Raw genomic sequence first — 12,906 nt, 5'->3', positions numbered from 1 at the left:
AGGGCGGTTCAAGATCAAATTGTGGCGGATCGGTGTCTAGCGATCACTTGAATCACATGAGCTAATCCGGTATGGCCCTTTCCTTCCACTCGGTTCTGTTCCCCATAATAGAAGTGCAGAACCTCAAGCTCCTTGCACCAAGCTAGCATCTCAGCGGGGTCATATAGCATGTCAATATCCGGAGGGCCGCCTGTTCCATAACGCAGCTGCGACTTCGAATATACTTCAAGCATAATGATGCCCCCTGGCTTCACGGCCTGCTTCAGCTTATTCACAATTAAGCCTTGATCACGTTGGTGAAAGTGGCCGAAAACCATAATTGCAGCATCGTATTCTTGTTTCGCTACATTATCAGTAAGGAGATTCGCCTGCTTGGTTTGCACTCGTACATTGTACTTGTGAGCCAGCTTCTCCGTTTTGTTGAGACCGTTCTCGGAGTAATCAATCGCTGTCACTTGATGTCCAGCACGAGCTAAATAGACGGCATTTCTGCCCTCCCCCTCCGCAAAAGCAATGATAGTCCGGCAATTGTCCAGTCGGTGTGCTTGTTCTCGGATAAATGCATTCGGCTCTTCCCCGTAGTAATATTCTGCTGAACCGTAACGCTCATTCCATGCAATATTCATGTGTTACTCCTCCAATAAAGGTTTGAATGACTACCAAAGTGATATCGTCCTAACTCGTCTCCCCCTGTTCGAATTCCTCCTCAGTCAATTCTCGATTAATATGCATTGCGATTCGACTGCCGTCTGCTGCAGCGAATACAACTTGGGAGGGAGAAAAGGAAGCCGCATCCCCTGCTGCGTAGACACCCGCTCTCGTAGTTCTCCCTGAATCATCTGTCTTAATCCCACAAGCAGCGGTCAATTCACAGCCCAACTGCTCAGCAAAAGGTGCACTTTGCCCAAACTTGGGAGTGACGAAGCCTCCTGATCTCGCAAGCTCTGTTCCATCAGTGAATCGGACTTGTTGGAGCATGCCATTATGTCCGATAAAAGCGGCTATCGGTTGTTCCATGACCTTTACCCTTTTGGATTGAAGCTGCATCTTCTGCTCGTGTGTAAGGGTTGAGTGCCCGTTCGTACATACGACCAAATCATTGCTCCATTGATAGAGCAACTTGGCGGTGTGAAATCCAGCAGCATGTTCAGACACGACCACAAGTGGTTGATCACGCAATTCCCAGCCATCGCAGTATACGCAGTTGAACAAGCTTTTTCCGTATAGCGGAGTGAATCCTTCTATTTCCGGGAATATCTCCTTGACCCCTGTCGCAAGTATCAATTTCTTCGCTTGAATGCACTGCCCCAATGTATCGTGTAAGTGAAAGACACCATCCACTTTGGCAACTGTCGTAACTTCAACATGCATCAGACGAATGGATGGATAGCGCCCCAGCTCTTCGTGCGCGATGCGCCGGAATTCTGGAATCGTAACCCCGTCCCTCGTAATAAAACCATGAGATGCATATGTCACCGCATTTCTAGGGCGATTGTGGTCGAACAAGACAATGCTTCTTCTTGCTCTTCCTAGGACGAGAGCAGCATTCAATCCTGCGGGTCCTCCCCCAATGATGGCGCAATCGTAAATCATAATACTCATCTCCTTATTAAATAGGATATTACAGACTGATAATATCTATGATAACATATTCTTCACCGATTTATGAAGCAAGTATTACTCGCGTTATCGTAAAAAATACAGAAAGAACCCTCCTGACTTGGAGAGTTCTTCTTATAAGTGGTACCTGTGCTCATTATGCCTGATTGCTGCATTAACGTGTACTTGTTTATAACTAAGCGAATACCTTCTCAAGCTCACTGCACCACTTTGTCCAGCCATACTTAGCGCCTGCGAGTGCTTGTTCATTGGAGATTCCGGTTTGTTCGAGATGAAGGTTAACGCTTCCGTTCCCTAAGTCTTGCAGTGTCCACGTGATCGTGTGCTTCTCCCCGCTTTCCCATGTATAGGACAACTTGTTGGGTTCGTCTACAATCAGTACTTCTCCATCAATAATTCCATTCCACCATTCGTTCGGCTGCGTGCGGAACTGAAAATGGTGTCCAACGACGGCTTTAAAATCATTTTCCATTGCCTCACCAGTGTGGATGTTGTGAACCCACTTGGCAAGCTTGCTGGAATCGGTTAATGCGGACCACAACTTCTCAATTGTAGTCTTGTATTGAAAATCCAGTGTTAATGTTACACTCATTCTTCTTCCTCCTCTAATAAATGTTGCAAGCGCAACATATTCAAACCCCAGAACTTGCTGTAGAAAGCCACCCAGTCTTGGACTTCTCTCAGTGGTACGGCGTTCAGCCTAAATCGTGTCTCTCGGCCGACTTTGCGGTCATATACCAGTCCGGCTTCTTTAAGAATTGTCAAATGCTTGGATACCGCTGTACGTCCCATTTGAAATTGTGCCGTTAATTCATGAAGCGGTATCTCCTCTTTCTCTGCTAACAAACGAATGAGTCTCCGCCTAGTTGGATCTGCAATCGCGTCAAACACATCCCGCAACTGATTATTCTCACCCACAACAACCTCTCCAATATCTTACATTCTTTAGTAGAAATCTGTTGGTGATATGAGGGATCAGCTATGACTACTTCTATCACCTCCTTAGAGTTTACGGCTATTTGGACACAGTGTCCATGAGGCGATGCTCAGAGCTGCATAGGAAAGCGGGAGATCGCATAAAAACCGTAATCACCATAATCATTAGCAAACGCATGAGAGAGAGCTGCACCAGTCATGACAAAGAATATTTCAGGTGAAACATAATCAGGTTTGCAAATTTCGCTATGACTGTCTTTAAAAGAGACACCTTTTGGTGTCGGTTTGATTATAAGACACCAAAAGGCGTCCTGTCAACGATTGATTTTCATGCGTCCGAACGAACCCCTATTGTTTGTATTGCCATGCATATAAATAAAAAAAACCCGCGCAATGCGCGGATCTACATGAAGGTATGTTCTTGTCCACCTACGATTATCGTCAAATAATCTAATCTTTTAATCCCTTTCCATCAAGAATTTGCTGTGTATATTTCTCTACCCTTGATGTTCGCGTTTTGGATTGTTTGGGTTCTGAGAAATAATACAGGTATTGTCGTTGACGCCCTGGCGTTAATGCCTCAAAGGCTTCTTTCAAGGCAGGGTTTTCATCGAGTTTAACTTGAAATTCTTCGGGAACTGTGTACTCTGCAGTTTGCTTAAAGTTCACTTCCAACCCCGCTTTTTCAACTTCAATGGCCTCCATAATATAGGCCTTCAAGATGTCTTCCATCTCAACGATTTCTTGAACATTGGTGAACCGAATCTGACGTGCTGCCTGTACATTCTCTGTCTGTTGGATGAGGATCCCGTTTTGATCTTTTAACAGGGCCCCTTTATGAAACAGAAGTGCGCAGTACTCTTTAAACCCATGTATTAAAACGATGTTTTTGTTCTCATAGGTGTAGCATGGGTGCATCCACTTATAATCTTCGGTCAGCTCGCAGTCAAGAACGATATGTCTAAGCTTCTCATATTCTTCTTTCCACGTTTTCGCTTTCCGTATAAATTCATCGACCTTCGGATTCAATTGACGATTTGACATCAGGACATACCCCTCTTCACTTTTCGTTCAGCGGACAGTTCAAATCCCTTGAGATTTATTCTGTCCCCCTGCATCAACAGTTCCTATTTATTTGTAGTTTGGAACATTCGACATTTCGAGATACACATATTAAAAACAACATTAGGTACTAGACGAAATGATCTCCATTTCAGTAGATTACGAATGCGATTTTTTATGGAGTTGTTGAGCGATATCGACTAATTTCTTATTCTTCAGATGATTCTCCATCTTCTCTTCTGCTTCCTTCATCACGGCTTGAATCAGACATTCTTCGCCGTGGACGAAGTTACATTCGAATAACGAGGTCGAGCCTTCGATAGCATGGATAATATCCAGAAATGTAATATCATCTCGATGACGAGTCAGGCGATATCCCCCATTTGCTCCCGAGATCGATTCAATCATGCCGGCCTTCACAAGTCTCGTTAATATTTTGGACAAGTACGTTGGGGACACGCCCTGAGATTCTGCCAACTGTTGTACGCCAACTGGCTTAACGGTAGATGCCTCAATCAGCATGAGCATAGTATGGAGCGCATAATTCGTTGCTTTTGTAAATTTCATGGACAACCCTTCTTAATCATAGATTTATGATATCGATAATATCCGCGAATGGCTAGCATGTCAATTAGGCTGCAAGGCATCGAACGATTCGGATTATACCCTAGAAGCGCTGATACTTCCTTTCTTCGTCATACAGATCGATGTTTGTATTCCCTAGTCTGTACGTATGATTTCAATCACACACTGATTAAACACGGATTCCCAAGGAAATGAATAGACAAAGACAATCTATATAGGAGGTTCGCTACTATGCACAATGATTCCTCGTCCATTCAAGATCTCCCCCAATTTCCTGAATCATATTGGCGGGACTCCGCAACGATTCCCTCCTTCCCGAAACTTGCTAAACATACGGAAGCAGAAGTTGTAGTAGTTGGAGGCGGAATTTCCGGCATAACAACGGCCTACCTCTTGGCACGGGAAGGACTCCGCGTCGTGCTTGTTGAAGCAGGTCAGCTGCTGAATGGCACGACTGGTCATACGACGGCCAAAATAACAGCGCAGCATGACCTTATTTACGACGAGTTCATTCAGCATTTCGGTCAAGAACAGGCAAAGCTGTACTATCAAGCGAATATCGAGGCCAAGCAATTTATTAAGCATATGGTTCAGGAACATAAGATCCCATGTGATTATGAGGAACGGGACGCTTATATTTATACAAATTCGGATGAGTACCTGCCGAAGCTTCAAACGGAGCTCGCTGCCTATGAGAAGCTCGGGATTGACGGTGAATTGGTCACTCAAATCGATCTGCCTGTGCCCATCAAGGCGGCCCTCGTCATGCGGAATCAAGCCCAATTTCACCCGGTTAAGTATTTGGACAAGTTAGTTCAGCTGTTTGTGGAATTAGGCGGGCAGATCTATGAACATACCACTGTAAAAACTATCGATAAGAGTACGCTGCCGACCGTAATTACGCAAGATGGCTTCAAGATAACCTGCAAGCATGCCGTTTCATGCTCCCACTTTCCTTGTTATGACGGGATGGGATTTTATTTTGCAAGAATGCATGCTGAACGCTCCTATGTTGTGGGCATCCCCAATAAGAATGTTCAATTGTCAGGCATGTATATTAGCGCAGAGAACCCAAAACGCTCGATCCGTACAGCGGCATTGGATTCCGGTGACAGCTTGATACTCATTGGCGGCGAAGGTCATAAGACCGGACAAGGCATTTGCACCATTAAGCACTATGAAGCACTGCAAGCATACGCGAATGATGTATTTGGAGCAGCAGAAATATCGTATCGGTGGTCGGCTCAGGATTTAGTTACCTTGGATAAAATGCCGTATATCGGACAAATATCTTCTTCAGTACCGAATGTTTACGTTGCAACCGGATACCGGAAATGGGGCATGACCAATGGCACGGCTGCTGCGCTCCTGTTGAGGGATATGATTATGGGGAGAGAGAATGCCTATCAGGAACTATATACACCGTCTCGCTTTCAAGTCGATCCTGATGTGAAAACATTTTTCGCTCAGAACGCGGATGTAGCCAAACATCTCATTAGCGGAAAATTGGAACGTGTTCACAATAAGCCTGAGAATCTATCGAATGATGAAGGCGCTGTTGTATCGATTGACGGTAGAAGAGCTGGAGCTTATCGAGATGAACATGGCATGCTTCACATCGTTGATACCACTTGTACGCACATGGGTTGCGAACTGGAATGGAACCACGGCGAACGAAGCTGGGATTGTCCTTGCCATGGGTCAAGGTTCTCCTATGAAGGCGATGTATTAGAGGGCCCGGCAGCCAAACCATTGACCAAAATACAGGAATCCTGAATCTTGATGATTCAGGACTCCTGTCATGAATTTTTATAATACTTGTTATGCACGACTATGTCTGAGGTCGTCGTTATTTTGTTATGAATGTCTGCTTTAATTCGTGTAGTCGTTGATCATCCATATATCACCATTCTCGTTAAACTCTATCGCAAATATACGCTCTCCATCTTTAACAAATTGAGCACTGCCGGGAGCCTTTGGATTTCTCTGCATTTCATATTCATGTAGATTATATCCGAGCAATTCAGCAACAAGAGGGAAAGCAGCTGTTTGTAATTGCTCATCCGTGATTTCAAGCTTTTTCTGCTTTTGGCTCGCGCTTGTTTTAGGATTGCTCGAATAGGTAGATAATGAAGAATCATAAATTTGACGAATCTTATAGGTTTTCGGATCGAAGCTGACACCGCCGTCAGAACCATAAGACAAATACACGGTATTGTAGCTGTCAGAGAAAAGTTTGGATGCAGCGGTAAGCTGATCAGCTTTTTTGCCGCGCAGTACAGCAAGCATGTATTGACCTTTTTTATTTTCATCATCCGAAATTTGGTCAGGACCTACATCATAGGACGTAGTGATTGTGTCATTCGAAAATCGCACTTCAACTCGATGATCGTTCTGATTATCTATCAATTTCGTTTGAACCGTATATTCATTCGTGTTTGGATCATTGAAAATGGTACGACTGATTTTAAAATATGGATTCCCTTTGTATCCACTGTCTTGCAGCGCTTGTGCAGCCTTCTTCAACAATTCAGAGCCGGCTGCTTCTGGCGTCAGATCCAACCCTAGTTGTACTCTCGATAGCTTGCCGGTGTCAGCGTTTACCCATATGTAACGCTGACCGGGGCCGTCATTTGGAGAGCTTTTGAATACAAGGAACAGATCCTTCGTGTCTTCTGTGGGCATGATCTCTTGGAGCGGAAGCGGCTTGCCCAACTGCTGCATGACATCACTAACCGTTTGCTTAACCGTATTGCGGATTTTTTCATTAACCTGATTAAATAATGGTTCATTTGCATACAGCTCAAGGATTTCGGATTTCTTCGGCTCTGGTTTATCCGCTGCCGCGTTCGTTAGGGCAATGCAGGCAAAAATGGAAATGATCGCGATTCCGAGAATGGTCCATTTATACGAACCTCGTTTGAACAAAGCAATCATGTTGATTCTCCTTTTAATGAGGGATTTGTCGGTTGAGAAGCTTGTCGCACTGACAGAACGAAAGCCGGTTGTCATATTCGCTTCCACCAGCTTGACAATGGTGTATCCATACTGTTTGACCTCATCTTCTTCCAAACAAGAAATGACGCGATCGTCACAAGACAGCTCCTGGTCTTCCCTCATTTTCCTGGATGCGTACCATAGTATCGGATTGAACCAGTTCAGGATAAGCAGGATGGTGAATAACCAGTTTGTCACAATATCCTTGCGTATGTAATGAACAAATTCATGAAGCAGAATATGTCTTAGTTCTTCATTGCGAAACTGCGCAAAATACTTGCCAGGCAGCAATATCTTCGGTCGTAATACCCCATACAGTGTAGGACTGCTCACTCCATTCGATATCAGCAGCGGCAGTGTTCTCTTTATCTTCAAATCCTCGCGACATTGCTGAAGTACACGCAAGCTGTCTTCATCGGATACGACATAGGATTCTCTCATCATCCTTCGCGAAAATTTACGGTTCGATACAAGCACATAGGCTGTCATTGCCAATACGCCAAGTAACCAGCTAAGTGACAATGCGGAGTGAATGAATGCAGGACTATCGTTAATCGTGACATCTGACCGCTCAGCGCCAGATATGCTCTTGTCCAGATTACGGCTGGATTCGTTTATTGCTGATGCACGTTCCGCCGATAATCTGCTCACTTTATCATCCATTGCCGAGAAAGAAAGAGTAACTGGTTTATCTGCAAATGAAAATAGATTATATAAGCTGATTGAGCTTTCAGGCACCCAAGGCAGCAGCATTCTGGCAAGCAGCACGAACCAGAGCATGTACTGCCACTTAATCGGGAGACGATCCTTCAATGCGGCCCTCACAAGCAAGATAAGGACAACAATGATTGATGCCATTAAGGAAGTCTTTGCAACCCAATCAAAAATAATAGTTAACCATGTTAATAAATTATTCATCTCTACGCTGCCCCTCGTCGAGTATTTTCTTCAGCTCCTCTACTTCTTCTGTGGATAGCTTCTCTTGCTTCAGGAAATTAACAAACATCGGCTTCAAGGCGCCTCCATATAGACGCTGCAAGAAGGAATTACTCTCTGCCCTGACGCACTCTTCTTCACTGACTACAGGGTAATATAGATAGGTTTTCCCTTCCTGTTCATAGCCGAGCGCATTTTTGTTGAGCAATCGATTAATTAACGATTTAATCGTAGCTGGCTTCCAGTCGCTATTCTCACTTAGCTTCTCGATTACATCGTTCGCTGACAGCTTATGGTTTGTCCCCCAGAATATCTTCATGACTTCCCATTCAGCATCCGAGATTCGCGGAATATCTGGCATATTTTCAACCTTCTTTCTATTGATTACATATGTAATTAACATCCTGAGGTATAGATTACACTCGTAATCGGTAATTGTCAAATTTTATTTGTTTCTGTAACGCGTAATTTACTCAAAAATAGAGATCTTGTAATTAAATGAAGTAACGTAATATTTATTATGTAAACTTATATGCTGGTTCATTTGCAAATAAAAAGCCCAAGTATGTTGATCCATCATGGAACGTCATACTTAGGCTATAGATTTTAAATTGCTTCTGGTGTTGATTCCTCGAATTGACTATTATATAGATCAGCGTAGAAGCCTTTTTGTTCGATCAGTTGATCGTGTGATCCTTGTTCAATTACGGTACCTTTGTTCATCACGAGGATCAGATCCGCATTGCGTATAGTCGATAAGCGATGGGCAATGACGAAGCTCGTTCTCCCCTTCATCAGTTCATTCATGGCTCTCTGAATATGAACCTCGGTACGTGTATCGACACTGCTCGTTGCTTCATCCAAGATAAGAATGGATGGATTCGCAAGAATCGCGCGCGCGATGGTAAGGAGCTGCTTCTGACCTTGTGAAATGTTGGAGGCCTCTTCATTCAGAACCGTATCATATCCCTTCGGCAGCGTACGGATAAAATGATCGGCGTGCGCTGCCTTCGCTGTGCGTACAATCTCCGCTTCCGAAGCTCCTTCCCGGCCATACGCGATATTTTCACGAATGGTACCATTGAAGAGCCATGTATCCTGAAGCACCATACCGAACATCGACCGCAGACTGCTGCGTTCCATGTCGGTTATATCCACGCCATCGATCTTGATGGCGCCGCCATTAATTTCATAGAAGCGCATCAGCAGGTTAATGAGCGTCGTCTTCCCTGCTCCAGTAGGGCCTACAATCGCAATCATTTGTCCTGGTTTTACGTGGATGTTCATATCTGTAATGAGCAACTCGTCTTCCTTATATCCGAATTGTACATGCTCGAATTCCACTTGACCGACTGGATGTGCGATTTCAACTGGCTTCGTAGCTTCTGGAACCTCTTCTACCTCATCAAGCACCTCGAACACCCGCTCTGCCGATGCAATGGTCGATTGAATGACGTTCGCAATGTTGGCTGTCTGAGCAATCGGCTGCGTGAATTGACGAGCGTATTGAATGAATGCTTGAATATCACCGATCTCGATCGATTTCTTCGTTACGAGCAATCCGCCTACCACGCAGATAAGAACATATCCGATATTGCCAATGAAGTTCATTAGCGGCATAATCATGCCGGAAATAAATTGTGCCTTCCATCCCGATTCGTACAAGCGTTCATTAACCTCGTTAAAATCTTCGAGTGATTTTTCCTCATGGCCGAACGCTTTGACAATATTATGCCCCGTATACATTTCTTCTACATGACCGTTTAGCTCACCAAGTGATTTTTGCTGTCCCATAAAGTGTTTTTGGGAACGTGATGCCACCATTTTAATCACGATCGCACTGAGCGGCAATGTCAGCATACAGATTAGGGTTAACAGCGGGCTGATGGTCAACATCATCACGATGACGCCAATTATCGTAATAATCGATGTAATTAACTGCGTTAAGCTTTGTTGTAACGTTGTACTTATGTTGTCTACGTCGTTCGTAACTCTGCTTAGAATCTCGCCATGCGTGCGTCCGTCAAAGTACTTGAGCGGCAGACGATTCAGCTTATCATTGACCTGCTGGCGCATGTCATACACAATTTTTTGCGCTACACCTGCCATCAAATATTGCTGTATATAACTGAAAAACGCACTGAACAGGTATAAGCCAACAAGCAGCAGTAGGATATTAGTAATAAAGTCAAAGTCCATGGCAGCTGGGAGTCCGTTGAACTTCGCCATTGTGAATTCAAACAGCTTGGTTGTTGCTTTACCCATAATTTTAGGACTGACGATTGAAAATATGGTACTGAGTATAGCCATCAAAAAGATGATGAAGAGCTTGGTTCGGCTCGGTTTCAAATAACCGAGAAGCCTGCGTAAGGTACCCTTGAAGTCCTTGGCCTTCTCACCCGGCATCATCATCCCCGGCCCCATCGGTCCACCGCCACCATGCTTACGGCCGGAATTCGCTGCTTTATTTTTTTCACTCATGCGATCTCCTCCTCCGACAGCTGCGAGGATACAATCTCACGATACACTTCACTAGATTTCAGCAGTTCTTGATGCGTGCCAATATCTGCGATTCGTCCTTCCTCCAGCACAATAATCTGATCAGCGTCCTTCACCGTACTTACACGCTGTGCGACGATAATTACAGTTGCGTTAGTTGTTTCTCCTTTTAATGCTGTCCGCAGCTTGGCATCTGTTTTGAAGTCTAGAGCGGAGAAGCTGTCATCAAAGAGATAAATTTCAGGCTTGCGCACAAGTGCCCGCGCAATGGACAAGCGCTGCTTCTGGCCGCCTGATACGTTCGTTCCCCCTTGGGAAATAGCTGAATCGTATCCTTCCGGCATAGCTGCAATGAAATCAGCAGCTTGCGCAACTACTGCTGCATGCTGCAATTCCTCATCGGTCGCATCCTGCTTGCCATAGCGAATATTATCTGCAATTGTGCCTGAGAATAGTACGGCCTTCTGCGGCACGTACCCAATCTTCTCTCGCAAGCCCTCCTGAGATAACTCTCTGGCATCTACACCATCAATCAGGATGCGCCCACTATCAATGTCATAGAATCGCGGAATGAGATTCAGCATCGTAGATTTACCGGAACCTGTACCGCCAATAATGGCCGTCGTCTCTCCAGGGCGGGCGCTAAATGAGATATTGGACAATGCTGGATTCTCTGCACCCGGATAGCTGAACGTCACGCGATCAAACTCAATGTATCCGCGAAGTCCTTCCGCTTTCTTTACATGATCCTGATCACGAATGACTGGTTCCATGTCAAGCACCTCGTTAATTCGTGTGGCAGATGCGGAGGCGCGCGGTATCATAACGAAAATGATCGATACCATAACAAGAGAGAACATAATCTGAGCCGCATATTGGATAAATGCCATCAGATCACCAACCTGCATGCTGCCTGCATTAATTCGATCTGTTCCGAACCAAATAATCGCAAGAGTCGAGAAGTTAAAGGCAAGCATAATGACTGGCATTAGCGATGCCATAATGCGGTTTACCTTTACCGCTGTCTGTGTTAGGTCTGTATTGGCTTCGTTGAAACGATCCTTCTCATGCTCGGTGCGATTGAAGGAACGAATTACCCGAATACCAATCAAGCTTTCGCGAAGCACTTGGTTCAGCTTATCGAGCTTCTTCTGCTGCGCCTTGAACAAGGGAATCCCTTTACTAGCTACGAGAAAGATTGCAAGTGCCAAGATTGGGATAACAACGGCTAGCACTAACGTTAGCTTGGCATCTTTATTAACGGCCATAATAATCCCGCCGATACACATCATCGGAGCGCTGATCATCATGCGAAGAATCATGACAAGCACCTGTTGTACTTGTGTAATGTCATTGGTCGTACGCGTAATAAGCGAAGCAGTACCAATGTTGTCGAACTCCTGCAAGGAAAAATGCTGAACGTGGTTAAATACCTTGCCGCGCATTAATTTTCCATACCCCATTGCAACCTTGGCTGACAAATAACTGCTCACAATCGCACAGATTGTTCCTCCGATTGCTACCGCCAGCATGAGACCGCCAATTTTCCAAATGTACGGGACATCTCCTTTTGAAATCCCGAAGTTTACAATATCAGACATGAGTGTCGGCAAATATAGCTCCGACAGCGATTGTACAAAGACAAGCGCTAATATGACGCCTATCGGCACTCGGTATGGTTTCAAATACCGAAACAACTTTATCATGCTTCCTCAACTCCATCTCCATCATCATGTGTCTTTTCTTTTTCTCGTTGTTGGCTGCGGATGTCATAGTATTCGTATACTTTCTTTAACAAATCCGCGAGATGAAGGCTATCCTCCTCACCTAGATGCTGAATCAGCCCGTTAATCTGTTCCTCGAATTGTTTCTGACCTTCTTCTGTTGTCTTCAATCCCTCTTCGGTCAGTTGTACTCGAACGGCACGCCTGTCTTCCTTATCCATAAACCTCTCCACAAGTCCCTTCTTCTCCAACACATTCAAGGTCTGAGTAACCGTCGGAGAAGTGAGCCGCAGATGGTTGCTGATGTCGGATACCCGCATAGCCGGCTCTCCCTCTTGCGCATGGCGCTTGATGCAGAACAGCATCATCATCTCACTGCGCTTCTTGCCTGCTGACATCCGTTGATTCCACTCGGCCCGATTGAATCGCATGAACGATTGGACGAGCTTATACGCCGTTGTATCTGGATCGAACATTTCCGCATCACCTCATAGATTCTAGAACACGTTTCATCTCTATATTAGGTTAGCTAACTATTAGATAATCA

General features: G+C 44.9%; 12 protein-coding genes and 1 pseudogene. 1 reads left to right on the top strand and 12 read right to left on the bottom strand.

Features of this window, described 5'->3' with window-relative positions; translation table 11 throughout:
- Window positions 1–14: 14 nt before the first annotated feature.
- From M3661_RS24210 to M3661_RS24180, 7 genes and pseudogenes are all read right to left on the bottom strand, one after another.
- Window positions 15–626, bottom strand: coding sequence for a class I SAM-dependent methyltransferase (locus M3661_RS24210; protein ID WP_065291806.1), 612 nt, complete (start codon window positions 624–626; stop codon window positions 15–17).
- Between the two features lie 49 nt (window positions 627–675).
- Window positions 676–1,593: an NAD(P)/FAD-dependent oxidoreductase gene (locus tag M3661_RS24205; protein ID WP_251489341.1), complete on the bottom strand. Its 918-nt coding sequence runs from the start codon at window positions 1,591–1,593 to the stop codon at window positions 676–678.
- A gap of 202 nt (window positions 1,594–1,795) precedes the next feature.
- Complete coding sequence (locus M3661_RS24200; protein ID WP_021255962.1) at window positions 1,796–2,212, bottom strand: SRPBCC family protein; 417 nt, start codon at window positions 2,210–2,212, stop codon at window positions 1,796–1,798.
- Window positions 2,209–2,538, bottom strand: a complete 330-nt coding sequence (locus M3661_RS24195; protein ID WP_065291808.1) for an ArsR/SmtB family transcription factor — start codon at window positions 2,536–2,538, stop codon at window positions 2,209–2,211. The genes M3661_RS24200 and M3661_RS24195 overlap by 4 nt, the downstream gene beginning before the upstream one ends.
- Window positions 2,539–2,622: 84 nt before the next feature.
- Window positions 2,623–2,768 (bottom strand): annotated as a pseudogene (locus tag M3661_RS24190) (DoxX family protein); the annotation flags it as partial.
- A 238-nt stretch (window positions 2,769–3,006) separates the two neighbouring features.
- Window positions 3,007–3,600, bottom strand: coding sequence for a YdeI/OmpD-associated family protein (locus M3661_RS24185; protein ID WP_251489339.1), 594 nt, complete (start codon window positions 3,598–3,600; stop codon window positions 3,007–3,009).
- 177 nt (window positions 3,601–3,777) lie between these two features.
- Entirely contained in the window at window positions 3,778–4,185 is a 408-nt protein-coding gene (locus tag M3661_RS24180; RefSeq protein WP_028532762.1) for an RrF2 family transcriptional regulator, read from the bottom strand.
- A 249-nt stretch (window positions 4,186–4,434) separates the two neighbouring features.
- Here M3661_RS24180 and M3661_RS24175 point away from each other — a divergent pair, with 249 nt between their 5' ends.
- Window positions 4,435–5,979: an FAD-dependent oxidoreductase gene (locus M3661_RS24175; protein ID WP_251489337.1), complete on the top strand. Its 1,545-nt coding sequence runs from the start codon at window positions 4,435–4,437 to the stop codon at window positions 5,977–5,979.
- A gap of 96 nt (window positions 5,980–6,075) precedes the next feature.
- Here M3661_RS24175 and M3661_RS24170 read toward each other — a convergent pair whose 3' ends face one another.
- The 5 genes from M3661_RS24170 to M3661_RS24150 all read right to left on the bottom strand — a co-directional run bounded on the left by M3661_RS24170 (window position 6,076) and on the right by M3661_RS24150 (window position 12,835).
- On the bottom strand, window positions 6,076–8,118 hold the full coding sequence (locus M3661_RS24170; RefSeq protein ID WP_251489335.1) for a M56 family metallopeptidase: 2,043 nt from the start codon (window positions 8,116–8,118) through the stop codon (window positions 6,076–6,078).
- On the bottom strand, window positions 8,111–8,497 hold the full coding sequence (locus M3661_RS24165; protein ID WP_251489333.1) for a BlaI/MecI/CopY family transcriptional regulator: 387 nt from the start codon (window positions 8,495–8,497) through the stop codon (window positions 8,111–8,113). The genes M3661_RS24170 and M3661_RS24165 overlap by 8 nt, the downstream gene beginning before the upstream one ends.
- A gap of 245 nt (window positions 8,498–8,742) precedes the next feature.
- The gene (locus M3661_RS24160; RefSeq protein WP_251489331.1) at window positions 8,743–10,617 is read right to left on the bottom strand and encodes an ABC transporter ATP-binding protein; all 1,875 of its coding nucleotides are present in this window, start codon (window positions 10,615–10,617) and stop codon (window positions 8,743–8,745) included.
- Complete coding sequence (locus M3661_RS24155) at window positions 10,614–12,341, bottom strand: ABC transporter ATP-binding protein (RefSeq protein WP_251489329.1); 1,728 nt, start codon at window positions 12,339–12,341, stop codon at window positions 10,614–10,616. Before M3661_RS24155 ends, M3661_RS24160 begins: the two co-directional genes overlap by 4 nt.
- A complete protein-coding gene (locus M3661_RS24150) occupies window positions 12,338–12,835 on the bottom strand; it encodes a MarR family winged helix-turn-helix transcriptional regulator (RefSeq protein WP_021262764.1) in 498 nt (165 codons plus the stop codon). The genes M3661_RS24155 and M3661_RS24150 overlap by 4 nt, the downstream gene beginning before the upstream one ends.
- Window positions 12,836–12,906: the final 71 nt, after the last annotated feature.

Source organism: Paenibacillus sp. MER 180, assembly GCF_023713665.1.
GTDB classification, from domain to species: Bacteria; Bacillota; Bacilli; order Paenibacillales; family Paenibacillaceae; genus Paenibacillus_B; species Paenibacillus_B suaedae.
The sequence above is the reverse complement of the archived record's forward strand: the minus strand, read 5'-3'. Positions and strand labels throughout refer to the sequence as shown.